The following is a 24,818-nucleotide window of genomic DNA, read 5'->3' on the forward strand; positions in this document are numbered from 1 at the left end:
TGTGATTTATTGTGCAAAAATGCACCGCCCAACGGCGGTGCATTTTTGCGTTAGGCTAGCTGTATATGCACGCTTTTCCCGCTACTCTCGAGCTGATCGGTGTAAACCCGTTTGTGCAAGTGCCTGCCGATGTGTTGGCCGACGTGTTTTCCAAAGCAGGGCGCAGCAAAGGGCCGATACGGGTGCACGGAACCATCAATAACCAGCCCTTTGAGCAAACGTTGGTGCGCTATGCCGGCGAATGGCGCTTGTACATCAACCTGACGATGTTGGCTCACTCGCCCCGTCGCATTGGCGAAATACTGGCCGTTACGCTCGACTACAACCCGGTAGGCCCGCCCGTGCTGACGTGCCCCGCCCTTGAGCGGGCCTTGGCCGAAGCTCCCGAGGCCCAGCAGGTTTTTGAGCGGTTGTCGGCCTCGCGGCAAAACGAGCTGGTGCGCTATCTGGTGCGTTTGAAAAGCGAGGAAGCCTTGTTGCGTAATATCGAGCGCGCCATCGGATTTCTGTTGGGCAAAAACCGTTTCGTCGGCCGCGACCGGCCCTAACTTCAATTGCTTTGGGTTTTGCCCATGCCCGCCTTTGCCAAATGCGCTAGTTTCAGCGGTCCAAATGAACACCTCGGCCACTATGGTTAGTAACAAAATAGCCCCCGACCAGCAGGAGCAACTGCTTGGCGTACTGGAAAACAGATTCCGCGAAAATTTGCACCGCCATGCCGGCCATTCTTGGGACGAGGTAAAAGGCCGACTTCAGGCCAACCCGTCGAAAATCTGGGCACTATCGGAAATGGAACGAACCGGCGGCGAGCCCGACGTAATTGGAATTGACGCCGTAACGGGCGAATACTTGTTCTGCGACTGCGCGGCCGAAACGCCCCTAGGTCGCCGTGGTGGTTGCTACGACCGCCAAGGGCTGGAGGCCCGAAAGGAGCACAAGCCAGCAGGCAATGCCAAGGATATGGCAGCGGCGATGGGCATTGAGCTGCTGACAGAAGAACAATACCGAAGCTTGCAGCAACTCGGCCGGTTCGATGCCAAAACCTCGAGCTGGTTGCAAACGCCCGCCGAAGTTCGAAAGCTTGGCGGGGCGTTGTTTGCCGATTACCGCTACGGCAGGGTTTTCGTGTATCACAACACAGCGCAGTCGTATTATTCCTCCAGAGGGTTTCGCGGACTGCTCAGGGTGTGAGTCCCTAGGTGCATAGCACCGCATAGGGCGAAGGCACCTAACACGCCTGCACGCACCTAGGTCGTCCATTGCGCAGCCTCTGCATGGCAACATGGGCCGGTGAGCCGCTCATGCCGGAACATGTTCTTTACCATAAACACCCGACGTCGGTCTCGTAAGCTGACGCCGGGTGTTTATGTATTTAAGTAAACGCAAAGCCTGCTTAGCCGCTGCTTATTCCACATATGCAGGCAGCAAGCAGCAGTTAGCGGGCCGCAATTTCTTTAGGGCGACTTAGCCCAATTGACCCTTACTAACCATGAAGGCTCAAAAAATATATCTGTTGTTTATTGATTATCAATAAAAATTTATCGAAAGTTGTTCAAGAAGAAGGCTGTTGCTGTAAGTAACAGCGCTCAACAAACCAACACCTTTCTACTACAACACCTTATGAAAACCAAGTCAACGCTTGTTCTGACCATTATGCACGTCGTGTTCTGGGTCTTGCTTATTGGGTTGTGCGTCCAGACCGGATCCATTTTGATTTCATTTTTCGTGAGCGAGTTTATCAACCCAGTGGGTGCGCAGAACTTGTACATGGGGTTGAACTTGGCTGCGCTAAAAAACTACGCCGAGGTGCACTACGTGGGTGTGGTATCCTTTATGGTGTACTTCCTGGCGGTAAAAGCATACATGGCTTACTTGGTCATTCAGATTTTCCGAAAAATCGACTTCGCGGCGCCTTTCAGTTCGGAAATAGCTGCGCTGATAACCAAAATCAGCCATAACGCTTTGGCAGCCGGCGTAGTAGCTATAGTGGCCAACAACTACACCAAATGGCTGCTGAAGAGCGTGTCGATTGACATCCCAACTTGGTCGGGCGATGAGTTCCTGTTTCTGGCCGGCATCATCTTCATCATCGCGCAGGTATTTCAGAAGGGCACCGACATTCAGGCCGAAAACGCATTGACGGTTTAACAAATGCCGATAATCGTGAACCTGGATGTGATGATGGCCAAGCGCAAAATTTCGTTAAGCGAACTGTCGGAGAAAGTGGACTTGACGCTGGCTAACCTTTCCATTCTGAAAACGGGCAAAGCCAAAGCTGTACGCTTCAGTACGCTCGAAGCCCTGTGCAAAGCGCTGGACTGCCAACCCGGCGATTTATTGGAGTGTCGCTGAACCAAGCAGCAGGAACGCCGGGCCCGTGCTGAGTGTTGGAAGCAACGCTTAAGCCAGTAGCTCCTCGGCAGCGGCGTTATCCCGATCTTTGCCCGCATGCTTGCCTCCGACATTATCCGCGCCGAACACACTGCCTTTATCAAACGGCGGGCGGCGGAGCTGGGCTTTATGGCCTGCGGTATTTCACGGGCTGAGTTTTTGGAGGAAGAAGCCCCTAGGTTGGAGCAGTGGCTCGCCAAAGGCATGCAGGGCCAAATGCGCTGGATGGAAAACCACTTCGACAAGCGCCTCGACCCGCGCCTGCTCGTGGACGGTGCCAAGTCGGTGATTTCGCTGCTGCTGAATTACTACCCGGCCGAGGAAGACCAGCAGCCCGACGATACGCTGAAGGTGAGTAAGTATGCTTACGGCCGCGACTATCACCACGTCATCAAAGACAAGCTGAAAACGCTTCTGCAGGACATGCAAGCGCACATCGGCGAGGTGGGCGGCCGCGCGTTCGTCGATTCGGCGCCGGTGCTCGATAAGGCTTGGGCCCGCAAAAGCGGCCTGGGCTGGGTCGGCAAGAATTCGAACCTGATTACGCCTGGCGCCGGCTCGTTTTATTTCATTGCCGAGCTGATTGTGGACGTGGAGCTAAGCTACGACGGCCCCATTCGCGACTATTGCGGCTCCTGCACGCGCTGCCTCGATGCATGCCCCACCCAGGCCATTACCGAGCCCTACGTGGTTGATGGCAGCAAGTGCATCAGCTACTTTACCATCGAGCTAAAAGAACAATTGCCCGCCGACGTACAAGGTCAGCTGGGCAATTGGATATTTGGCTGTGATATCTGCCAGGATGTGTGCCCCTGGAACCGCTTTTCGCGGGCCACGCAGGAGGAGCAATTTCGGCCGCATCCGCAGCTAAAGGAGATGCGCCCGAGCCACTGGCATGAAATCACGCAGGAAGTGTTTCAGGCATTGTTTCGGCACTCGGCCGTGAAGCGCACCGGCTACCAGGGCCTCACGCGCAACATTCGGTTTGTGGCGGGCGAGCCGGCACTCGGCGCGCCCGCCACCAAGCCCGAGTTAAGCTAGGCGCACCTGCCGGAAAACCCGGTTGAGCACGCGGCGGTAAAGTTTGGAGAACTGCTGGTAACACCACGCCTTAAGTTGGCTTACTTCGTCGGGCACGAGCGTACGCAGGGCCTTGCGAAGTTCCTTTTCGAACAGCATTCGATCGAAGCTGACTTTTTGTAGGATGGTTTTTACATATTCCAGCATTGTAGTAAGTGATAGTGTTTTGGGTGGGGTAAAAACGCCATCTGTGTAGCGGCGGCTCTCTATACGTTCAACAACAAAAAAGGCTGATGCAACTTTAGAGCGACCGTTTCGCTACGGAGAAAGGTACAATATTTAAAAATGAAAATGCAAGGCTATTGTTTAGCCAAGGGCAAAAAATAATCCCCCGTTAAGCTCGTCTTAACGGGGGATTAACGTTCAGGCTTGCAGCGACCTAGGCGGTAAACAGCGCCACCACGGCCTGCACGGCTGCGGCCGTAAGCGGCTCGTCGAGGGCCTCGGTGGCGGCCGCGCGTTTTTCGGCGTCGGTAAGGGCCGGTGTAATGGGCAGCAGCGGCGTAAGCGTGGTTAGGTCAATTTCGCGGCTAACCGTAACGAGCTGGCGTACGCGGTCTTCGCCAGCGTATACCGGGGCAGTGGCAGTGGGCACGGGGCCGCCGTTATCGGTGCCGCTAACCCAATGCTTTACGGCGGCGCCGCGTTGGCGGCGCAGCTGGCGCAAGTGCGCCGCATGGCGGGCCTCAGTGGCCAGGCCGCGGTTGGCAAGCACCAGGAGGGCATCGTTGCTGAGGAGTGCGGCAAGCTGCCCTAGGTAAGCGCGCACGCTCAAATCCTCGAGGGTTTGCGCCACGGCCAGCATGGTTTCGGTGTTCGAAAACACATCGGCAAATGCCGCGGCTTGCGTGCCGCCCCGGCTGCCCGTGAAATCGTAGCGGGGGCGCGCGGGTATTTGTCCGCCCGAGTTGGCTATCAGGGCTTCGAACCGAACGATGTGCTGGCGCTGCTGGGCCCGGATCAGCGTAAGATCGGGCTGGATATCGGCCGGCACCAACGATGCCGACACGGGCGGCGTAACGGCAATATCGCCCAGCACGCGGCTGTAAAATTCATCTTGCAGCCACTCCACCTGCAGCAAGAGCAGCAACGCGTCGAGCTGGGTGCCGGCGCGCTGCGCCATGGCTGGCTGCGCCACGGCACCTAGGGCCAGTGGCAGGGTGGCAGCGGCCGTGCGGGCCAGCTGCGTAAGCGCCCCGCGGCGGGCCGTGGGCTGCTCCGAGGCGTCGGCGGTTGCCAGTTGGTTTAAAAGCGAAAGCAAATTCATGAGAGGAGGCCGGCCTTAGGTGGTGGGTAAGCCGTTGCCGGTAATGGGCAAGGCGGTGTACTTGCTGAGCTCGGTGAGCACCGCGGCCGGCGCCAGCGCCAGGCCGAAACCGGCATCGGCGCCGGTATTGGGCACTACCTCGGCAGCGGCAAAGGAGCCCGGCTGCAGCAAATCGCGCACGGCAGCGGAGTGGCGGCTTTCGGTAGCCGTAAGGCGAGTCACGAGCTGAATGTAAACCGCCGAAGAAAACAGCTGCACCGCGCCGCACAAGGCGGCCGCGCCTAGGTCTTCGATGGTGCGGGCAGCCGCCAGCACGCCCTGCCGGCTGGTAAGGGCAAAGGTGCCGTAGTTGAACTCGAAGGCTACCAAGCTGCTAACCCCTAGGTCACTCACCAACGAGTTTTCTTTGATGACGCTGGCCAGCAAATCGCGGTGCATCAGCTCGTGGCGGTAAATGTCGCGCAGCACGGCTAAATCGGCAGCGCTGAGGTCAGGGGCCGGAGTGGCCAGCACGCGCTGGTAGAAATCGGCCGAGAAGCGCTCCAGCAAAAACAGGTACGAAACCAAGCCCGCGTCGCCGGTGGGCAGCTCGAAGGAGGTAGGGGCCGGGGTGGGCTCGGGGTCATCGTCGTCGCCGCAGGCCGCCAGCAGCAGCGAAGCGGCGGTAAAGGCACCGGCCTGGCGCAAAAACGTGCGGCGGGGCGGTACTTCCGGTTGCGGACGGAAAGCAGACTGTGCGTCGGACATGCGTAGAAAAAATGCGTAGCGGCCAGCAACGGCCTGAACAGCAAAGGTAGTCCGTTCGGGCCGAAATGAAGCAGCCGTTTCGGTACCGAGCCGCCCCGCCGCCAAAGCGTTGCACGGCACCTAGGCGCGGCGCAAAAAAAAGGCGGCCCCTCGTGCGAGGGGCCGCCTGGGCTTGTTTTGGCTAGGTGGCACCTAGGCAAACAGCACCGTGTTACCGGGAGCCCGGAACAAGCGGGCAATGCTCTTCACGGTGTTGGCGTCGAGCGGCTCGTCGAACGACTCGGAAGCGCCGGCCACCGTAATGGCCACGCCGGTGGTGTTGGTCTGGATGTTCACACCGGCCTGCGTAATGTTGCTTTCGGCCGGGAAGAAGATATCGGTAGCGCCGCCGGTGGCCGGAGTGCCCGGGCCGTAAATCGGGGTGGTGGTGGGAGGTGCCGAGCCGCCGTTGTCGGTACCCGAAATCCAGCTCTTCGGTTTCTGGTTAAGGTTGTTCATGTCGGGCATGGCGCCGGGGCTGCCGCGCCGGATGGAGCGGATGTGCGACGAGTGGCGTGCCTCCACCGAGTGAATGTTCAGAGCGGCTTCCAACAAATCTTTGTTGGGCATCAGCACGGGGGCGCCGCCTTTGTAGGCACGCACGCCGGTGTCAACAAAGCCCTGGGCTACCCCAAAGTACGTGGCCTGGTTGGTGAACACATCCGGGAAACGGCCGCCGCCGGTGTAGTCGAACGCAGTAACGGGCGGGTCGGTTTGGCTGAATGCCTGCGAACCCAGGGCGCCGCGCAGCACCTTGATGTGACCCGACTCGTCGTTGCGAATTTTCTCGATGCCGGGGCGCTCGGCGGCCGGAATCAGGTTGGCCGATTTCAGGCCTGTATCATAGAAGTAGAACTCCAGGTACTCGAGCTGCAAAGCCAGGTTTAGCACGGCCGCAATTTCGGCGGGCAAAGTGCCGGTTTGGCCGTAAGCGCGCGTAAACAAGCCGCTGAACAGGGCCGGCAGGGTAGCAGCCGTTACGGCTTTGCCCATGGTGCCGAAGTGCTTGAACACGCGCCGACGCGAGTCGAACCGGTCGTACACTTCGGGGTCTACTTTTTCTATCTCGGAAATAAGTTTAAACAGATCCATGATCGGAAGAGGCTAAGATTGATGGGGTGATACTGCAGGCGACTAGCGCAAGCTGTTGGCGCTCAGTTTCGAGCCTTGCTTGAGAAACTGGTTGGCCGTGGTTAGCACTTCGGCGGGGCGCTTGGAGCGCTCGAGGCCGGTGCCGTTGCCCACACCCGGGCCCGAGGTGGCCGAGGTAGGCGAGAACAAGTCCACCACATCGTTGTCGACAAACGAGTTGTATGCTAGCAGGTCGCGAATTAGGGCCGCGTGGCGTGCCTCAACCGATACAATTTTGCCTGCAATCACCAAGTAAGCAGGCGTTTGAATAAAACGCCCGGCGCCGTTGTACGCCGCAACGCCTAGGTCTTCGAACGCTTTGGCGGCATTGAGCACGCTGCTGCGGTCGTTGAAATTGATAGAGGAAAAATCGGGCTCGAGCTGTTTGATAGCGGCACTGCCCAGCGCAGTTTTAAAGAAATCGGCGTGGGCTTTTTCATGCACGGCCAAGTCGTCGAGAATCATGCGCTCGGCGCTGCTGGCATTCAGGCCCGTGTAGTAGGTGCCGGTTTTAATTTGAGCGTAGAAAGCGGCCTCCAACTGCTCCAGCGCATAGGCGTAGTTGAGTACCCCGTTGTCGCCCGACCCCACGTCGATGGCATTGGCAACTTCGTCGTCGTCATCGTCGCCGCAGCCGGCGAGCAGCAAGCCAGTAGCGCAGGCCGAAAAGCCCGCATAACGCAAAAACGAGCGCCGTTGAATGGGTTGCAAGAGCGCGCTGCCCTGCGCTGCCTCCTCCTGCTCAGGAGAGTGTTTGGTCGTGGCCATACAAAAGGGTTAGGGTTTTGGTTGGTAAAAGCAAGAGCAATAAGCATCTGACCCAAGTCGGATTCCGGACTTGGGGAAGAAGTAAACCGAACGGGAAGGGGGAGGAATTGCAACCCTTTACGCTTTCCTTGGCACGCAAGGTTGTAGTCGAGCTTGCTTTTTTATTATATTATATAAGTTTAATGTAGTTGCTACCGTGCTTCACGGCCTTGCTGTTGCGCTTGGTGCCCTGTACTAACCGCCCAAAAACACGCCAGGCCGGCCTTCTCACGAAGGCCGGCCTGGCGGCAAAAAGAGTTGGGTGCGTTAAGCCCGCACGTAGGGCGTAGCCAGCGTGGTTACGGTGCCGCGGTCGAGCGGCTCGTCGAAGGCTTCGCTTACTTCGGCAGCGGTGTAGCCCAGCGAGGTAAGGTTTACGCCGCCCTGCGACACGTTGTCTTCGGCGGGATGGTCGGCCACGGGGTTGCCGCCGCCGTAAATGGGCTCGGGCGCGCCGTTGGCCGCTTTGTTGGTAATCCAGCCGAATTGCTGCACGCCACCGCCGGCTGCGGCGCGGCGCATCATCCGGATGTGGGCCGCGTGGCGGGCCTCAACCGAGTGAATTTGCAGCGCGGTTTGCAGCAGGTTGTTCGGAGCACCCTTCAGGGCGCCGGCCTGGCCTTTGTAAGCGCGTACCCCTAGGTCTTCAAAAGCTTGCGCAAACGTCAGGAACGAGTTGTAGGTAGCAAAGGCGTTGCCGAAATCGAAGCCGCGCGGAGCCGGCGCTGCGGCGCTGCCCAAGGCCGAGGCCAGCAGCTGTACGTGCGCGGTTTCGTTGTCTTTGATTTTCTGGATGGCGTTGCGTGCGGCGCTGCCCGAGGTGAGGTTGGCAGCCAGGGTAGGCGCAGCCAAGGCCTGCACGTAAAACGCTTCTTCGAGGCGCTCCAGCAGCAGGGCGTAGTTCAGCACGTCGTTCACGCTGCTGCCCGATTGGGCCAGTGCTTTGTTGAACACCGAGCCGATGGCGATGGGGGCCGAGGCCAGGGCAAATTTCTTGGCTATGTTGCCCAGCGACGCAAACGCATCGCGACGGGAATTGAGTCGGCCCATTACCTCGGGGTCAACTTGTTCCAGGTCGGAAAGAATCTTGAACAGGTTCATTGCAGGAAAATCTAGCAGGGTTGAGGAATGGACTAGCGGCCGACCTGGCTACCGTCGATTTTATCTTTGATGAAGGGCTGCGCGGCCGCCAGCACGTCGGCTACCGGCAAAGCCTGGTCGAGGCCTTGGGCATTCACCACATCGTTGGCGAAAGAGCCGTTGCTGATCAGGTCGCGAATCATGGCCGCGTGGCGTGCCTCAACCGACACGATTTTGCCGGCCAGCGTTAGGAAAGCCGTGCTCTGGAGCAGCGGGCCGGCGCCGTTGTAAGCGGCTACGCCTAGGTCCTCGAACGTACGGGCCGTAGTCAGCACGCTGGTGCGGTCGTTGAAATTCACTTTCGAGAAGTCGGGCGTAAGGCCTTTGATAGCATTGTTGGCCAGCGCGGCTTTAAAAAAATCGCGGTGCACGGCCTCGTGCTTGGCAATGGCTTGCATAATGGTGCGCTCGTCGGTTGTGATGCCGCTGTAGGGCGTAGCCACCACCTGTGCGTAGAAAGCGGCTTCGAGCTGCTCCAGGGCGTAGGCGTAGTTGAGCACGCCGATGTCGCCCGAGCCGAGCTTCACGGCGTCAGTCGCCATGTCATCGTCGTCGTCATCGTCGCAGCCGGCGAGCAGCAGGCCAGTGGCGCAGGCAGTTAGCCCGCTGTAGCGCAAAAACAAGCGGCGGTCGATGGGCTGAACCAGCCGGTTGCCCACGCTTGTCTCCTCGGGGCCGGTGTGGTGTTGTTGGGTGGCCATGTGAAAGTGAAATGGTTGGTGAACGAATAAGTATGCGGCACTCCCGCATTGCCTGCCGGGCCGCTTGCCCTAGGTGGTTGCGCCTGCCACGCAGCAGGTGGAGTTGCCGAGACTTACGCCAGAGTGGATAGATTGGATTTCGGCGTTGTATTATTTTCTTACAGTTGGGCCTAGGTATCCTCCCATGGGTGCAGTGCAGCCGCGAGGCAAAAGGCCGCTGCCGAGCACCCACCGCGTTTTATGCGTAGTTTTGACTACATGCCTTGGCGACGAATTATTTTTTTCTGGGGGTGGCTTTTGGCGGGTGCCGTTGCGCCTGAGGCGCGGGCGCAGGTGCCGGCGCCGCCCGCCGGCACGCCACCGCCGGCGGCCAGCGCCGTGCCGGCGGGCCAGCAAGCGGCAGTGGAGTTGGGGCGCTCCACCTTCCCCATCAACGAGTACTTTACTATTGCCATTCGGCTTAGCGGCGCCCCGCTTGGCAAGTACTCCGCTTTCCCCGATATCGAAGGCTTTAAAAAAAGCGGCAAAACCTCCACCACCACCACCCGCACCAGCCAAGGGCGCAGCACCGTGGAGCTGGTGCTTACCCAGCGCTACGCCGCTTTTGCCGAGGGCGACTTCACACTGAAGCCGTTTAGCATCACCGTGAACGGGCAAGTGCTGCGCTCGGCCGGGGCGGTGTTGCACGTGGTGGCGCAGCCCGCCGCACCGGCCACCGCGCCGCCCGGCGCGGCAGCGCCCAACGCACCAAGCCCAGCCGCCGGCGCACCGCCCGCGGGCAAGCAGCCGCTGCAGGGCATCGGCCTGCTCGATCAGCTCCTAGGTAAGCCCAAGCCGCAAGAGTTGATAGAGCAACCCGATCAGGCTTTTCTGGCCGTTGAGCCCAACAAAGCCGCCGCGTGGGTGGGCGAACCGGTGCACGTTGGCTTGTACCTGTACCTAGCACCCACCGATCAAGGCCTGCTCGATTTTCACCGCTTTGCCGAGCAGCTGCCTGCCCTGTTGCGCCAGCTTCGCCAACCCGGCGCCTGGGAAGAAACCTTCGACGAAACCAACATTCGGCCCGACTCGGTGCGGGTGGGCGGCAAGCCTTTTTTGCGTTACCAGCTGCACGAGGCCGTTTACTATCCGCTAGGCACCCGCCCGCTCAACTTCCCGGCGGTAGCGCTGCAAATGATTAAGTACCGCGTGGCCAAGCGACCCTTGCCCGGCACCGATGGCCGCGTGGTAGGCTACAAAACCTATGTATCGCGGCCGCGCACGGTGCAAGTAAAAGCTTTGCCCGCGCCACCGGCCGGCCTGGGCCTTGTGGCCGTGGGCCACTATACCTTACGCGAGGGCCTCGACCGCACCAAGTACCAAACCGGCCAAACCATAACCTACACGCTGGTGGTGGAGGGCGAGGGCAACCTCACGGCGCTTACCCCACCTGTAGCCCGCGCACCGGCCGGGGTGGAGGTGTTCGGCCCCGAAACCCGGCAGGAAGTTACCCGCGCCGACGGCCGCGTAACCGGGCGCAAAATCATGCGCTACCGCCTTGTGCCCAGCCAACCGGGCCCGCTTAACCTAGGCAACCTATTGGCCGTGCCCACCTTCGATTTCGCAACAGGTAAGTACCAAACCTTGCGCTCAGAGCTGGCGCTGCAGGTAACCGGGCCGGCCGTGGCGCCCCAGCAAGCGGTAACGGCCTTTGTGCGTACCGACGCATTTTACCAACAGCAGCTTGGCAAGGCTAGTAGCAACTTGCAAGCCCTCGATACGCCCCGGCAGGTGCGCCGCTACGCCAATTTTGTGCTGGCCGTGCTGTTGGCCGTGGCCGCGTTCGGCTGGTTCACGGCCCGCGAAAGGCCCTAGGTAGCGGCAAGCCCGAGCACAAAAAGGGCCGCCCGGCACTGCCGGGCGGCCCTTTTTGTATGTCAATACCGAGTGCCTACGACACCTGCGAAGCACCTACTTTGGAGCGCAGGTAAGCCACCAGCACGTCCAGGCCGCGGTCGAAGTGGCGGTTGTTGGGGATGATGATGTCCGCGTCGTGCTTGAAAGGCTTGATGTACTTTTCGTAAGTGGGCGCCACGTGGTGCGTGTAGCGGTACAGCACGTCCTCCAGGTCGTAGCCGCGCTCGTCACGGTCGCGCACAATGCGGCGCAGCACCTTCACGTGCTCCCGCGCATCGATGTACACCTTCAGATCGAGCAGCTTGGCCACTTCCTCGAAGTAAAACACGAAGATGCCCTCCACTACCACAATGGGTGCGGGCTTGAACACCAGCTCCTTAGCCGGGGCGTTGGGGTTGTTGAAGGTGTACTCCTTGCGGCGCACCTCTAGGCCTTGGCTGATGCGCAGCACGTCGGCCGCATAAGCCGCCGAATCGATGGAGGAAGGAAGGTCGAAATTGGTAACGCCCTGCGAATCGACTTGCTGCACCTCGCGGGGGTGGTAGTAGTTGTCTTGCGAAATCAGGCAGATTTCGTCGTCCGAAAACGAGGCGAGCAGGCGGCGCAGAAAGGTGGTTTTGCCGGAGGCGCTGCCGCCGGTGATACCAACGATGAAAGGTTGTTGCATGGGGTACTTACTGCGGCCCGACCAGCAGGGCCAACCTTGCAAAAATAGCGAGTTGCCACCGTTCGCGGCGTCAAAATGTTGGGGCGGGCCGGCAAAAGCCCGTTTGCACCCCTAAGCCGAGGGCGCCTGCTGCTGCAAAAACTCAACTAGTTTGGCAACGGCCCGGGCCCGGTGGCTCAGTTTGTTTTTCTCGCTGAGGGGCATTTCGGCGAAGGTGTAGGCGTAATCGGCGGGCTCAAACACGGGGTCGTAGCCGAAGCCGCCGGCGCCACGCGGTACGGCCGCAATGCGTCCCTCAACGGCGCCCTCAAACGTATGCTGCTCGGCATCGGAAAGCACCAGGGCTACCACCGTGCGAAACCGGGCCGAGCGGTTGGGCTTGCCCTCGAGCTCGTGCAGCAGCTTGCGCACGTTGTCGGCGGCGGAGCGTTGCGGGCCGGCGTACCGGGCCGAGTACACGCCCGGTTCGCCACCTAGGGCCGCTACCTCCAGGCCGGTGTCGTCGGCAAAGCAGGCCACGCCGTAGTGCTCCCACACGTACCGGGCTTTTTGCAGGGCGTTGCCCTCGAGCGTGTCCTGGGTTTCGGGCAATTCCTCTTGGCAGCCAATGTCGGCAAGGCTGAGCAACTCGATGTGGGCCGGCAGCAACGGCCGGATTTCATCGAGCTTGTGGGCGTTGTTGGAGGCAAAGCAAAGACGCATGGGCAAGTAGCGGCTGACGGATGAATTAAAATGCCAACGGTAGGCACAGCACCTGGGCTGCATCTGCCGCTCGCTGGTAAACGAGTACAAAAAAACCGGAACGCGCCCGGTTTTCTAAGCTTTAGCAGCAACAAGCATCCTACAAAAACATGAGCTTGATGCTGCCCCACGAGCGGCTAATCACATTTGGTCGGGCAACTGGGGCTGATATGCCATCGTTGGCGCGAGCAGCCAAACCATAAACGTTGTTGTGGAGGGCCGCAAACGGCTGGGCCGAGAACTTGCTGCTGCGGGCCAGGGCCGTGCCATTGGGCAGCAACAAATAGCCGTTGGTTTGCTGAGCGATTACGAGTTGAGCTTGCGGCTTAGCCTGATAGTAGGAAACGATGGGCTGCAGGGCTGCTGCGGTGATAATCAATGCCAACAGCGGCAGGCTAAAAAGATATTTTCGCGTCATAAGTCGGCACAAAGTAAAGCAACGAACAGGATGCTAACGGTAGTATGATTGCACAAAAGTAGCCGATCCGACTATTTCGGGGGAGTTATATACACGTGGCTTCCGGAAAACCGCTAAGCTCTTTTCTTTTAAGTGTCAACGTTGTAACTTTGCCGTCCCTTCCGCAAAATCGGCAGGGCCACAAGGAAACAACCGCATTAGCGTCATGAAAAAGGACATCCACCCCGAGTACCGCGAGGTAGTGTTTCAAGACACCACGAGCGACTTCAAATTCATCACCCGTTCGACCATGACCTCGAACGAGACCGTTACGATGGAAGACGGCAAAACTTACCCCGTTATCAAGGTGGAAGTTAGCAGCCAGTCGCACCCCTTCTACACCGGTAAGAACGTACTGCTCGACACCGCCGGCCGCGTGGAGAAATTCCGCAACCGCTACCAGAAGAAGTCGTAAGCCTGCGTGGTCTTTTGGCCACCATGCGCTAGCTTTTTGCCTGAAACTCCTTCCGGTTCGTCCGGAGGGAGTTTTTTGTTTGCCAACTTTGCAGCCAGAATCCTCTGCGCCTTGGCGCACCGCTCACTTGCTACCGGCCGTTTTCGGCTTCTGCCATGACTGTTCTGCTCTTCGACGACCCCGCCATCCGGCCTAACCTGCTGCCGTTCACCTTCACCCGGCCTGTGGCCGCCCTGCGCTGTGGTATTCTTACCATTGCCGAAAAGTGGCAGCGCCGCCTCGGTGAGGAAACCGTTGGCTACCTCACCGAGCCTTACCTGCAGGCTAAGTACCCGGCCGGCAACACCGCGGGTCCGGCCCTGGTCATCAACGGTGCCGTGTGCCCCGACGAGCTGCTGACCCGGCAAGTGCAGGCCCTGCAGCCCGGCGAGGCGCTTTACGACGACGAGCTGCTGGTAGCCGCGCACCTGGCCGATGCCAGCCAGGTAGCCGAGCTGATACAGGAAGGCTTCGGCAAAACGCACAACGTGGCCGAGCCGGTAGAGGTAATTAAGCACCCGTGGCACTTGTTTTTGCGCAACGGCGCCGAAATCCGCCAGGACTTTGCCCTGCTTACCCAAGGCCGCCAGTCGCAGCCCGTGGGCGACGCGCACACCATTGTGTACGCGCCCGAGAACATCTTTATTGAAGAAGGCGTGAAGATCCGGGCGGCTATCCTCAACGCCGAAGACGGTCCCATCTACCTAGGCAAAAATTCGCAGGTACACGAGGGCGCCATCATCAAAGGGCCGCTGGCCCTAGGCGAGGGGGCGCACATCAACGCCGGGGCCAAAATGCGCGGCGATAACACCGTGGGCCCTCATTGCAAAGTGGGTGGCGAGGTGGGCAACTCCATCTTTATGGGCTTCAGCAACAAGGGCCACGACGGCTACGTGGGCAACTCCGTAATTGGGGAGTGGTGCAACCTAGGCGCCGACACTAACACCTCGAACCTGAAGAATAACTACGCCCCCGTAAAAATTTGGAGCCACGCCCAAAACCGCTTCGTGAACACGGGGCAACAGTTTTGCGGCCTGATGATGGGCGACCACAGCAAGTGCGGCATCAACACCATGTTCAACACCGGCACGGTGGTGGGCGTGGCGGCCAACATCTTCGGGGCGGGCTTTCCGCGGCAGTTTATTCCGTCGTTTAGCTGGGGCGGCGCCTCGGGCTTCGAAACCTTCCGCCTGAACAAGGTGGCCGAGGTGGCCGAGCGCGTAATGGCCCGCCGCAGCCTGCCCTACGACGAGGTGGAAAAAGCCATCATGACGAAGGTGTTCGAGCTGACCACCAAGGACCGCGTGTGGGAGCGCGCCACCAACCTGGCCGCTGCCGACGACAACGCCACCATCGAGCTGTAAAACCACCTAGGGCCCTACTAGCCGCTGACCACGTGAAGCCGACCGACGAAGAAAAGCCCGCCTCGGGCCTGCAAGGCACCGATTTCGCGGTGGCCATGTTCGCTACCATGTTTATGGGCACCGGCGCCGTGCTCGATACCGTTACCTCGGTGCGGCTGGGGGCGGCCTCGCTGCTGGTAACGGGCTTGGGGCTGTGGCTGCTGTTTCGGTGGCTGAAAGCGGGGCGGCCGCAACCGGTGCGCTTTGCCGGCGCCGTGCTTATTGTGGCCGTGGTGCTGGGCGTGCGCGTGCTGCTGAAGAAGGTGCTGCTAACGGGTTTTTAACCACTGCTATGCGTTTCGCTGATATTCCGGGGCTTGCGGAGGTAAAGCAGGTACTGCGCCAATCGGTGCAGCGCCAGCACGTGGCGCACGCGCAGCTGTTTCGCGGAGCCGAGGGCACGGGCGCTTTGGCGCTGGCGCTGGCCTACGCAGCGTTCCTGAACTGCGAAAACCGCCAGCCCGACGACTCGTGCGGCCAATGCCCCAGCTGCCGCAAGGTGGATAAGCTGGTGCACCCCGACCTGAACTTCATTCTGCCCGTTACTACTACCAAGGCCGTCAGCAAAGACGCGCTCAGCCACCGCTTTGCGGCCGAGTGGCGGGCCTTTGTGCTGGCCGACGGCGGTACCTACCTAGGGCTGAACGACTGGATGCAGCACATCGGGGCCGACAACAAGCAGGGCAGCATCAGCAAAGACGAGGCCGTGCAATTGCTCAAGCTGGTGTCGCTGAAGGCGTTTGAGGCGCAGTTTAAGGTGGTGGTTATTTGGCTGCCCGAACTGATGCACCCGGCCGCCGCCAACGCCGTGCTGAAGCTGCTGGAGGAACCACCGCCCGCCACCGTGTTTTTGCTCGTGAGCCAGCAGCCCGATAAGCTGCTGCCTACCATCGTAAGCCGCGTGCAAGTGGTGCCGGTGCGCCGTTTTCAGGAGCCCGAAATCACGGAATATCTGGTGCAAAACTACCACTTGCCCGAGGTGAAGGCGCGGCAGTTGGCCCTGGTGAGCGAAGGCAACCTAAGGGCCGCCCTGGCCGCCCGCAACTCGCCCGACAACGACCATTTCACCACGTTTCAGAAATGGATGCAGGCTTGCTTTAAGGCCAGCCAAGGCAAGCTGGAGGACATGGTAACCGCCGCCGATGGCTTCCAGAAAATGGGGCGCGAAAACCAGAAGGAGTTTTTGCAATACGCCCTAGGTTTGGTGCGCAAAGTGCTGCTCTACGGGCTCGACCCGGCGCTGGTGCCGCACCTGCCGGCTTCGGAGCAAACGTTTGTCGGCAAATTCAGCCCGTTTGTGCACCGCCGCAACGCCGAGGGTTTGGCGCAGGTGCTCAACGATGCGCATTTTCACGTAGAACGGAACGCACACCCGCGCATTGTGTTCGTGGATACGTCGTTGCAGGTGGCCGATCTGCTGCGCATGCCCGCGGGGTAGGGGCGCATGGCACGCGCCCACTCGTTGGGCCGTACACGCCGCGCTTTGCCCGCATTTTCTATCGATAACCGCTAACCGACGGGCGCGTGCACCGCGCCCCTACCACATATGACGCAACGCCCCATCCGTATTGGTACGCGCGGCAGCAAGCTGGCCTTGTGGCAAGCCAACCACGTGGCCGACACCCTGAACGCTGCTGGCCTCGCTACCGAAATCGTCATCATCACGACCAAAGGCGACGTGGTGCTCGACCGCTCGTTGGATAAAATTGGCGCCAAAGGGGTATTTACCGAAGAGCTGGAAGAAAGCTTGCGCACCGGGCACATCGACATTGCCGTGCACAGCGCCAAGGATGTGCAAAGCCACATCCCCGACGATTTGGAGCTGCTGGCCTTTATGCCGCGCGAACGGGTGAACGACGTCATCATCAGCTTCGATCCGTCGTTTTCGCTCGACCGCCCCGACATTGTGCTGGGCACCAGCAGCACGCGCCGCCGCGCCTTGCTCAAGCGTTATTACCCCAACGCCATTACGGCCGAAGCCCGCGGCAACCTGCAAACCCGCCTGCGCAAGCTCGAAGAAGGCCAGTACGACGCCTTGGTGCTGGCCTTTGCCGGCGTGCACCGCATGCAGTACGACAACCTGATTGTGCAGGTACTGCCCGAAACGCAATTCATACCGGCCGCCGGCCAGGGCTCGGTGGCCATTGAGTGCGCCAAAAGCCTCGATGCCGACCGCAAAGCCGCCCTGCGTCAGCTTCTCGACGACCCCGACACGCACACCTGCCTGGCCGCCGAACGCGCTTACCTGCGCACCATGGAGGGCGGCTGCAGCATCCCGTCGTTCGCGCTGGCCACCTTCACCGACGAAGGCACCCTGCAGCTGCACGGCGGCCTCATTAGCCTCGACGGTCAGCAGTTTGTGGAGGAAATCCAAAGCACCACCGACCCCGACGCCGCCGCCGCCCTAGGTGTGGCCGTAGCCGAGAACGTGTTGAGCCGCGGCGGCAAAGACATTCTCAGCGAAATCCGCCAGCACCGCGAGTCGGAATCGACAACGTTTTAGCGTAGCCAAAGTCCGCGCTACTTCTTCCGGCTTAGCAACGCATACAGCACCAGCGCCGTCACGGCGCCGCTGGTGTCGGCTAGCATGTCCTTTTGGGCATCCCAAATGTCGCCTTGGCTGCCCAAGAACGCGGCCCCGGCGGCCGGGTCGCTGAGGTCGGCGTATAGCCACTCGATTACCTCGTAGGCCATGGCCACAAAGCCGATAACGCACAGCGGAAACAGGTAGGAAATAAAGCGGCTGCGGATGAGGTTGCGGCGGTCGGTAAGCTCGATGATGGGGTAGGCGTAAAAGCCGACGGAGAAGTGCGCCACCCGGTCGTACATGTTGCGCTTGAAGCCAAACAAGTTGTTGAACCAATCGAACGGCACCCGCTCAAACGTGTAATGGCCGCCCACAGTGTGCAGAAAAATCAGCGCGCTCATGAGCGCATAGGCTGTATTGGAGAAGCGCACCCCGCGTAGGTAAAGCACTACCAGCGCCGTTACAATTAGCACAATGGGCAGGTTTTCGGCCACCCACGTGCCGCGCTCGTGCGGGTTGATTGCCAGTACTGCAAACAGCAGCAGATAAGCCGCAAGCAGCAATTTCGGAAACCACATCGGGCGTAGGGCAGTAGCAGTTAGGTCAGGCATAAGCGGCATTGGCGTTGGCGCGGTGTACGCGAAACAGCCGCCGATGTCGTTTAAAGCCTCCAAATTTTGCCGCACGCTATGCCCGCATCCGGTCCGTACCCGCCCGCACTGCTGCGCACCGCGCGCTTGCTGCTACGCCCGTTTACCATTGCCGATGCACCCGCCCTGGCCGAGCTGGTAGCCGCCGAGCGCCCTAGGTTGCTGCGCAACTTTCCGCGCACGGCAGGGGCCATTCAGGACGAAGCAACGGCCGCCGTACACATTACCCTGCGCGAAACCGACTGGCACCTGCGCACGGCTTTTCAGTACGGGTTGTGGGTGCCCGATGCCGCCAGCAGCAGCCACCAATGCGTAGGCTACATCAGCCTGCGCGATATGCACTGGACGCCCTTCGACGTGCCCAAGGCCGAGCTGGGGTACTGGCTGGCCGCTACCCACCAAGGCCAAGGGTTGATGCACGAAGCCCTGCCCATAGTGTTGCAGGCTGTGTTCGAAGCCGTCGGGTTAGAAAAAGTGTTTGCCCGCGTGCTGCCCGAAAACGTACGTAGCAGCCGATTGCTGCTCAGCCTGGGTTTCCGGCGCAGCGGCGTGTTGCGCCGCGAGTTCCGCTGCGGCGACGACGACACCGTTCAGGACATTGACTACTACGACTTACTGCGCAGCGAATGGCACGCGCGCTCGGCCGAAACCGCTTAGCTTCGCTGTCAGATTTCGTTGCTCCATTTTCAACGCTATGAAAAGCTTCCTCCGCGTAACCGTTGCTGTGGCGGCCCTGCTGCTGTTGGGCGCTGCCCCAGCTGTGCACGCTCAGAAACCGGAAACCAAAACCAAGCAAAAAGCCGCCAAACCCCGCAAAAAGGACGAAGTGGTAACGCTGCATGTAACCCAAAACGGCGCCGCCCTAGGTGATATTCGGCTGGTGCTGTTCGAGCAGACGCCGCTGCACAAGGCAAACTTTCTGAAGCGCGCCGAAGGCAAGCTCTACAACGGCACCACTTTCCATCGCGTTATTCCGGGCTTTATGGTGCAGGGCGGCGACCCAAATTCCAAGGACAACGACCCCACCAACGACGGCATGGGCCAGCCCAACGATCCGCGCATTCCGGCCGAAATTCGGCCCGAGCTGCGCCACAAACGCGGCGCCGTAGCAGCGGCCCGCGGCGGCGGGCCGGCCGGCACACCCAGCAGCCACGCCCAATTTTACATTGTGCAAAACCCCAACGGCACGCCTCACCTCGATGGCGCTTACACCGTGTTCGGGCAGGTAATTCAGGGGCAGGAAGTGGTGGACAAGATTGCCCAGGCGCCCCGCAACGAAATGGACCGCCCCGACCAAGACGTGAAAATGACCGTGGAGGTGGACAAGCTCAAAAAGAAGAAAATTACCGAGCTGTACGGCTACCAGTATTAATTCTGAATTTTGAATGCTGAATTCAGAATTGCGCGGCAGGCGACCCGTGCCGTCAATTCTGAATTCAGCATTCAGAATTCACCATTCAGAATTCAACCGAAATGCGTCTTCTCATTACCGGAGCCAACGGCTTGTTGGGCCAAAAACTGATCGGGCTGCTGCACCAAGAGCCCGGCGTGGAGCTGATTGCCACCTCGCGCGGCTCGAACCGCCTGGGCGAAGTGTTTCCCAACGTGCCCTTTGCCGCCCTCGATGTAACCAACGCCGAGCAGGTAGAGCAGGTGATTGGCGAACTGAAGCCCACGCACGTAATCCACACCGCCGCCATGACGAACGTGGACGAGTGCGAGCTAAACCGCGAAGCCTGCTGGCTGCAAAACGTAACGGCCACCGAAAACCTGGCCCGCACCTGCGCCGCGCACGATGTGCACCTCACGCACCTCAGCACCGATTTTATCTTCGACGGCTCGCACGGCCCGCTTACCGAAGACGCCACGCCCAACCCCATTAGCTACTACGGCGAGAGCAAGCTGGCCGCCGAGCAGGCGGTGCAAAACACCGCCGGACTGCGCTGGGCTATTGCCCGCACCGTGCTGGTGTACGGCGTGCTGCACGGCGGCGGCCGCACCAACATTGTGCTGTGGGTGCGCAACTCGCTGCGCGAAGGCAAGCAGATAAAAGTGGTAAACGACCAGTGGCGTACGCCCACCCTGGCCGAAGACCTGGCCCAAGGCTGCTGGCTGATTGCCAAGCAAAGCGCCCTAGGCACCTACAACATTTCGGGCCGCGAGCTGCTTACGCCCTACGACATTGCCCTGCGCGTGGCCGACCACTTCAGCCTCGATAAGTCGCTTATCATCGAGGCCGATGGCAGCACCTTTACGCAGCCCGCCAAACGCCCGCCGCGCACGGGCTTCATCATCGAGAAAGCCGAAAAGGAGCTGGGTTACCGCCCGCATAGCTTCACCGAGGGCATCGATATTGTAGCGGCCCAAGCATAGCAGGCTGCCGCGCGAGGTTTGGTCCGCGTTTGCCAGAGCGGCTCGGAGCGCGTAGCCCAAGGCATAGCCGATCTACCATCCGAACGTTGCGGGCTTAGGCCCGCGCTAGACCTCACAACGGGGCCCCGAGCACACCTGCTCGGGGCCCCGTTGTGCTTGAGCCACAACCACCTAGGGCCGCCGAGCGTTAGCCATTGCTAGTCCGCCCCCGCATTCACCAACCACAACCAAAACCACGCCCCAATGAAAGCACTGGTGTATCATGGCATGAAGGACGTGCGCGTCGACAACGTGCCCGACCCCGAAATTAAGGAAGACCGCGACGCCATTATCCGCGTGACGAGTACTGCCATCTGCGGCTCCGACCTGCACATTTACAACGGCGGCATTCCGCAGCCGCGCCCCATGGTGCTCGGGCACGAGTTTATGGGCATTGTGGAGGAGGTGGGCCGCGGCGTAACCAACCTCAAGCGCGGCGATAGGGTAGTGGTGCCCTTCCCGATTGCCTGCGGCCACTGCTTTTTCTGCAACCACCACCTGCCCGGCCACTGCGAAAACTCCAACCCCGAGCACTACGGCCCGGAGGGCGGCGTGCTTACCGAAAAAGGCGGCGCGCTGTTCGGCTACACCGACCTCTACGGCGGCTACGACGGCGGCCAGGCCGAGTACGTACGCGTGCCCTACGCCGACCACGGCCCGCGCATCGTGCCCGATTCGCTGACCGACGAGCAGGTGCTGTTCCTGACCGACATCTTCCCGACGGGCTACTCCGGCATTGATTGGGGCGAGGTGCAGGGCGGCGAAATCGTGGCCATTTTCGGAGCCGGGCCGGTCGGGATTATGGCCGCCAAATCGGCGTGGCTGCGCGGGGCCGCTCGCGTGGTTATCATCGACCCGCTGCAATACCGCCTCGACAAGGCCAAGGCCACGGCCAACTGCGAAACCATCCGGTGGGAAGACCGCAAACAGGTGATTGAAGAAATACGCGCCATGAGCGGCGGCCGCGGTGCCGACGTGTGCGTGGAGGCGGTAGGGTTTGAGCCGATGCGGGACTTGCTGGACCGCGTGAAAGCTGTGGTCAACTTCGAGAAAGGTTCGCCCAAGGTGCTGGAGGCCTGCATGAGCGCTGTGCGCCGCGGCGGCATCGTGTCGGTGCTGGGCGTGTACCCGGCTTATTACGACAACTTCCCCGTGGGGCAGTTCTTCGACAAAGGCATTAAGCTGGTGGGCGGCCAGGCCCCCGCGCACAAGCACATCGATAAGCTGCTGCAATACGTGGTAGAAGGCCGCGTGCGCCTCGACGACGTGATTTCGCACCGCTTGCCCTTGAGCGAAGCGGCCCACGGCTACGACATCTTCCGCAACAAAAAAGACGACTGCACGAAGGTGGTGCTAAAGCCCTAGGTGGCTGACAACAAGTTAGGTAACAAGCAACCAGGGCCCGCGGCGCAGCGGGCCCTGGTTGCTGTTGCGCGCAAGCCAAGGCCGCCGAGCTGGGCATGGTCGAGCTGATTGCTTATCTTTCAGTTGGGCGGTGGTGCCGCTGCTTGGGTTGCCCTCCGCAACCTAGGGCTCACTGCTTGTTTGGCACCGGCAGGGCGGCTGCGCCCGGGCAACGGGCACTACTTGTTTGGTTTATTTCATATGAAGCAACAATACGGGCGAGGCGCTTGGAAAACGCGGCGGATTGTAGCCAGTGTGCTGGCCGCTTTGGGCGGTTTGCTCGCCACCGAAGCCGCGGCACAACCCACCCGCGCCACTCCGGCCAGCCGGTTGGCGCCGGCGCTGCAAGCCGAGGGCGCGCAGCCCGCGCGCCGGGCTACCTACCGCGTGCAAGTGCACGATGCCGCCGGTTTTCGGCAGTGGGCCCAGCAGCACTTGCGCGGCGCCCAATTGCGGCCCTACCCAGCCGATGCGCGCGTGTTTACGGTGCATGCGCCGGGGCAGCTAAGCAAATTGGCCGAGTGCCCCTGGGTAACGTTTGTGGATGTGGCCGACCGCGAAGCCAAACCCGAGAAAGAAATCGACGGGGTGGACCTAGGAGTCAACCGCATTTGGCCGGTGCACCAGCTCTACCCCAACCTCACGGGCCAGGGCCTCACGGTTTCCATCAAAGAGGATTCCTTTAACGGCGCCGATATCGATTTTAAGGGCCGGGTAGTTACCAGCACGCTGTTTGGCTCCTCGCCCTCCGACCACGCCACCGTAATGGCCACGCTTATTGGCGGAGCCAGCAACTCCGCGCCCACGGGGCGCGGCGCGGCCTCGCGGGTGCAATTGGCTGCCTCCAACTACGCCCAGCTGATGCCCGACGATGCTGCCCAGCTGTCGGCCAACAAGGTTTCGGTGCAAAACCACTCTTACGGCGTGGCGGCCATCGAAAACTACTACGGCCTGGAGGCCCGGGCCTACGATCAGCAAACGCGGCAGCTGCCCGCCTTGCTGCACGTGTTTTCGTCGGGCAACGTGGGCAACCGCACACCTGGCTCGGGCACTTACGCGGGCTTGGCTGGCGTGGCCAACATTACCGGCCAGTTCAAAACCTCCAAAAACACGCTGTGCGTGGGCGCTACCGATGTGCTTGGCCGTGTGGCGGCCCCTAGCTCGCGCGGCCCCGCGCACGACGGCCGCCTCAAACCCGAAATGGTGGCCCTGGGCGAGGGCGGCACCTCCGACGCCGCCGCGGTGGTTTCGGGCATTGCTGCCTTGGTGCAACAAGCCTACCGCGACGAGCACAACGGCCAGCTGCCGCCCGCGGCCCTTGCCAAAGCCGTGCTGCTCAACAGCGCCGACGATGTGGGCCGCCCCGGCCCTGATTTTGAAGCTGGCTTTGGCCAGGCCGACGCCCTAGGTGCCGTGCAAACCATGCTCGATCGGCGCTTTGTGCAAGGGCGTGTGGCAAACGGAGCCACCGGCACATTTGCCCTGGCGGTGCCCGCCGGCGTGCGGCAACTAAAGCTTACGCTGGCGTGGGCCGACCCCGAAGCCGCCGCCAACGCCAGCAAAGCCCTCGTCAACGACTTGGATATGGAGTTGGTAAGCGCCAGCGGTGTGCGCGTGCGGCCGTGGGTGCTGAGCGCCTACCCGCACCGCGATTCGCTGAAGCTGCCGGCCCGCCGCGGCGTAGATAGGCTGAACAACGTGGAGCAAATAACCGTGGCTGCCCCCGCAGCCGGCACTTACCAAATACAAGTGCAGGGTGCCGCCGTAGCCGCCGGGCCCGAGCAGAATTTTGCCATAGCCTACGAATTCGAAAACGAAGGCCTTACCTGGACCAACCCCGTAGGCGGTACTGCCCTGCGTGCGGGCCAGCTGCAACGCCTGCGCTGGCAATGGCAAGGGCCCGCCGCCACCGGCACGCTCAGCTACCGCGCGGCCGGCGCCAGCACCTGGACAATCATCGACACGAACGTGGACCTAGGGTTGGGCCTGTACGCCTGGACGGCCCCCGCCGATGCCGCCGCAGGACAGCTGCGGCTGGAGGTTGGCAACACCGCCTATCCCACGGCCACTTTCGCCATCAGCCAGGCGCCCTTAGTAGAAGTGGGCTACGTGTGCACTCAGGAGTCGTTGCTGACTTGGGAGCCCGTGCCCGGGGCCACGCGCTACCAGGTGTTGCGGCTGGGGGTTAATGCCCTGGAGCCGCTGGCTACCACGGCCGATACGGCCTTGCTGCTGAATGTAGGCGGCGAAGCGGCGGCTATGCAGTACTACAGCGTGGTGCCCGTGCTGGCCGATGGCAGCGCCGGGGTGCGCGCCCGTACCGTTAGCCTCGCCGGGGCCAACAACCGGTGCTACGTACGCTCGTTTTTGCCCCGCCAACTGGTTACCGACCAGATAACGTTTGATTTGGTGCTGGGCAGCACCTTCCGGCTGCGCGCCGTGCACCTGGAGCGCGAAACCCCCGGTGGCTTCCAAACCGTGCAAACCGTTACGCCGGGGGCACAACCCACCATCGAGTTGCGCGATCAGCTGCCCGAGCCGGGCCTGTACCGTTACCGGGCCCGCCTCGAAACCCTCGCGGGCCAAACCGTTTACTCGCAGGTAGAGAACATTTACTACGCCCGGCCCGGCGACGTGCTGCTGTTTCCCAACCCCGTGGTGGCGGGCACCGCAGCCACCTTTATCGAGGCCAACGGGCTTGCCATGCGCTGGCAACTGATCGACCACCTAGGGCGCCTCGTGCGCGAAGGCGAGGCCCCCGAGGCATCGGTAGGCCAGTTCGACACCAGCAACCTGCGGGCCGGTACATACATAGTGCGCATTACCCCCGCGGGCGGGGCTACCGTGGTGCGGCGCCTGGTAGTATTGCGCTAGTGCCGTAGCGCCCACAAAAAAGCCGCCCGG

27 protein-coding genes are annotated in these 24,818 nt (G+C 61.1%); 16 read left to right on the plus strand and 11 right to left on the minus strand.

The window, feature by feature from the left end; all coding sequences use genetic code 11:
* Positions 1-65 precede the first annotated feature (65 nt).
* The 5 genes from D3Y59_RS16800 to queG all read left to right on the plus strand — a co-directional run bounded on the left by D3Y59_RS16800 (position 66) and on the right by queG (position 3,432).
* A complete protein-coding gene (locus D3Y59_RS16800; RefSeq protein WP_205590848.1) occupies positions 66-548 on the plus strand; it encodes a YdeI/OmpD-associated family protein in 483 nt (160 codons plus the stop codon).
* Positions 549-630: 82 nt separating this feature from the next.
* A complete protein-coding gene (locus D3Y59_RS16805; RefSeq protein ID WP_119446529.1) occupies positions 631-1,191 on the plus strand; it encodes a DUF4256 domain-containing protein in 561 nt (186 codons plus the stop codon).
* A gap of 429 nt (positions 1,192-1,620) precedes the next feature.
* Entirely contained in the window at positions 1,621-2,148 is a 528-nt protein-coding gene (locus tag D3Y59_RS16810) for a DUF2975 domain-containing protein (RefSeq protein WP_119446092.1), read from the plus strand.
* 3 nt (positions 2,149-2,151) lie between these two features.
* Positions 2,152-2,352, plus strand: coding sequence for a helix-turn-helix domain-containing protein (locus D3Y59_RS16815; protein WP_119446093.1), 201 nt, complete (start codon positions 2,152-2,154; stop codon positions 2,350-2,352).
* 96 nt (positions 2,353-2,448) lie between these two features.
* Positions 2,449-3,432: a tRNA epoxyqueuosine(34) reductase QueG gene (queG, locus tag D3Y59_RS16820; RefSeq protein ID WP_119446094.1), complete on the plus strand. Its 984-nt coding sequence runs from the start codon at positions 2,449-2,451 to the stop codon at positions 3,430-3,432.
* Here the strand turns inward: queG and D3Y59_RS16825 are convergent.
* From D3Y59_RS16825 to D3Y59_RS16855, 7 genes are all read right to left on the minus strand, one after another.
* On the minus strand, positions 3,424-3,618 hold the full coding sequence (locus D3Y59_RS16825; RefSeq protein ID WP_119446095.1) for a hypothetical protein: 195 nt from the start codon (positions 3,616-3,618) through the stop codon (positions 3,424-3,426). The genes queG and D3Y59_RS16825 overlap by 9 nt on opposite strands.
* 232 nt (positions 3,619-3,850) lie before the next feature.
* Positions 3,851-4,732 carry a ferritin-like domain-containing protein gene (locus tag D3Y59_RS16830; RefSeq protein ID WP_162910862.1) on the minus strand — a complete coding sequence of 294 codons (882 nt, stop codon included), beginning with the start codon at positions 4,730-4,732 and terminating at the stop codon, positions 3,851-3,853.
* Between the two features lie 21 nt (positions 4,733-4,753).
* On the minus strand, positions 4,754-5,485 hold the full coding sequence (locus D3Y59_RS16835; RefSeq protein WP_119446097.1) for a ferritin-like domain-containing protein: 732 nt from the start codon (positions 5,483-5,485) through the stop codon (positions 4,754-4,756).
* Between the two features lie 192 nt (positions 5,486-5,677).
* Positions 5,678-6,616, minus strand: coding sequence for a ferritin-like domain-containing protein (locus tag D3Y59_RS16840; RefSeq protein WP_119446098.1), 939 nt, complete (start codon positions 6,614-6,616; stop codon positions 5,678-5,680).
* Positions 6,617-6,658: 42 nt separating this feature from the next.
* A complete protein-coding gene (locus D3Y59_RS16845; protein WP_119446099.1) occupies positions 6,659-7,423 on the minus strand; it encodes a ferritin-like domain-containing protein in 765 nt (254 codons plus the stop codon).
* Between the two features lie 306 nt (positions 7,424-7,729).
* The gene (locus D3Y59_RS16850) at positions 7,730-8,563 is read right to left on the minus strand and encodes a ferritin-like domain-containing protein (protein WP_119446100.1); all 834 of its coding nucleotides are present in this window, start codon (positions 8,561-8,563) and stop codon (positions 7,730-7,732) included.
* Positions 8,564-8,595: 32 nt separating this feature from the next.
* Complete coding sequence (locus tag D3Y59_RS16855) at positions 8,596-9,303, minus strand: ferritin-like domain-containing protein (RefSeq protein WP_119446101.1); 708 nt, start codon at positions 9,301-9,303, stop codon at positions 8,596-8,598.
* Positions 9,304-9,600: 297 nt separating this feature from the next.
* Here D3Y59_RS16855 and D3Y59_RS16860 point away from each other — a divergent pair, with 297 nt between their 5' ends.
* Positions 9,601-11,157: a BatD family protein gene (locus D3Y59_RS16860; RefSeq protein ID WP_205590849.1), complete on the plus strand. Its 1,557-nt coding sequence runs from the start codon at positions 9,601-9,603 to the stop codon at positions 11,155-11,157.
* Positions 11,158-11,233: 76 nt separating this feature from the next.
* On the opposite strand, the gene D3Y59_RS16865 is transcribed toward D3Y59_RS16860, so the two are convergent.
* From D3Y59_RS16865 to D3Y59_RS16875, 3 genes are all read right to left on the minus strand, one after another.
* The gene (locus D3Y59_RS16865; protein WP_119446103.1) at positions 11,234-11,866 is read right to left on the minus strand and encodes a uridine kinase family protein; all 633 of its coding nucleotides are present in this window, start codon (positions 11,864-11,866) and stop codon (positions 11,234-11,236) included.
* A gap of 111 nt (positions 11,867-11,977) precedes the next feature.
* A complete protein-coding gene (locus tag D3Y59_RS16870; protein ID WP_119446104.1) occupies positions 11,978-12,568 on the minus strand; it encodes a non-canonical purine NTP diphosphatase in 591 nt (196 codons plus the stop codon).
* Positions 12,569-12,707: 139 nt separating this feature from the next.
* On the minus strand, positions 12,708-13,025 hold the full coding sequence (locus tag D3Y59_RS16875; RefSeq protein ID WP_119446105.1) for a hypothetical protein: 318 nt from the start codon (positions 13,023-13,025) through the stop codon (positions 12,708-12,710).
* Between the two features lie 205 nt (positions 13,026-13,230).
* On the opposite strand from D3Y59_RS16875, the gene D3Y59_RS16880 reads away from it, so the two are divergent.
* The 5 genes from D3Y59_RS16880 to hemC all read left to right on the plus strand — a co-directional run bounded on the left by D3Y59_RS16880 (position 13,231) and on the right by hemC (position 17,424).
* Positions 13,231-13,479, plus strand: coding sequence for a type B 50S ribosomal protein L31 (locus tag D3Y59_RS16880; RefSeq protein WP_119446106.1), 249 nt, complete (start codon positions 13,231-13,233; stop codon positions 13,477-13,479).
* 155 nt (positions 13,480-13,634) lie between these two features.
* Positions 13,635-14,882, plus strand: a complete 1,248-nt coding sequence (locus D3Y59_RS16885; protein WP_119446107.1) for a GlmU family protein — start codon at positions 13,635-13,637, stop codon at positions 14,880-14,882.
* 32 nt (positions 14,883-14,914) lie between these two features.
* The gene (locus D3Y59_RS16890; RefSeq protein ID WP_119446108.1) at positions 14,915-15,205 is read left to right on the plus strand and encodes a hypothetical protein; all 291 of its coding nucleotides are present in this window, start codon (positions 14,915-14,917) and stop codon (positions 15,203-15,205) included.
* Between the two features lie 8 nt (positions 15,206-15,213).
* Positions 15,214-16,359, plus strand: coding sequence for a DNA polymerase III subunit (locus tag D3Y59_RS16895; protein ID WP_119446109.1), 1,146 nt, complete (start codon positions 15,214-15,216; stop codon positions 16,357-16,359).
* A gap of 108 nt (positions 16,360-16,467) precedes the next feature.
* Positions 16,468-17,424, plus strand: coding sequence for a hydroxymethylbilane synthase (hemC, locus tag D3Y59_RS16900; protein ID WP_119446110.1), 957 nt, complete (start codon positions 16,468-16,470; stop codon positions 17,422-17,424).
* Positions 17,425-17,441: 17 nt separating this feature from the next.
* On the opposite strand, the gene D3Y59_RS16905 is transcribed toward hemC, so the two are convergent.
* The gene (locus D3Y59_RS16905) at positions 17,442-18,059 is read right to left on the minus strand and encodes a DUF2238 domain-containing protein (RefSeq protein ID WP_119446530.1); all 618 of its coding nucleotides are present in this window, start codon (positions 18,057-18,059) and stop codon (positions 17,442-17,444) included.
* Between the two features lie 78 nt (positions 18,060-18,137).
* Between D3Y59_RS16905 and D3Y59_RS16910 the strand changes: the two genes are divergently transcribed.
* From D3Y59_RS16910 to D3Y59_RS16930, 5 genes are all read left to right on the plus strand, one after another.
* A complete protein-coding gene (locus D3Y59_RS16910) occupies positions 18,138-18,755 on the plus strand; it encodes a GNAT family N-acetyltransferase (RefSeq protein WP_119446111.1) in 618 nt (205 codons plus the stop codon).
* Positions 18,756-18,792: 37 nt separating this feature from the next.
* Complete coding sequence (locus D3Y59_RS16915) at positions 18,793-19,470, plus strand: peptidylprolyl isomerase (RefSeq protein WP_119446112.1); 678 nt, start codon at positions 18,793-18,795, stop codon at positions 19,468-19,470.
* A gap of 101 nt (positions 19,471-19,571) precedes the next feature.
* Positions 19,572-20,471, plus strand: coding sequence for an SDR family oxidoreductase (locus D3Y59_RS16920; protein WP_119446113.1), 900 nt, complete (start codon positions 19,572-19,574; stop codon positions 20,469-20,471).
* Between the two features lie 243 nt (positions 20,472-20,714).
* Positions 20,715-21,875: a zinc-dependent alcohol dehydrogenase gene (locus D3Y59_RS16925; protein WP_119446114.1), complete on the plus strand. Its 1,161-nt coding sequence runs from the start codon at positions 20,715-20,717 to the stop codon at positions 21,873-21,875.
* A 240-nt stretch (positions 21,876-22,115) separates the two neighbouring features.
* Positions 22,116-24,788 (plus strand): S8 family serine peptidase, encoded by a 2,673-nt coding sequence (locus tag D3Y59_RS16930; RefSeq protein ID WP_119446115.1) that lies wholly within the window; start codon positions 22,116-22,118, stop codon positions 24,786-24,788.
* Positions 24,789-24,818: the final 30 nt, after the last annotated feature.

It is taken from the genome of Hymenobacter oligotrophus (assembly GCF_003574965.1).
GTDB classification, from domain to species: domain Bacteria; phylum Bacteroidota; class Bacteroidia; order Cytophagales; family Hymenobacteraceae; genus Solirubrum; species Solirubrum oligotrophum.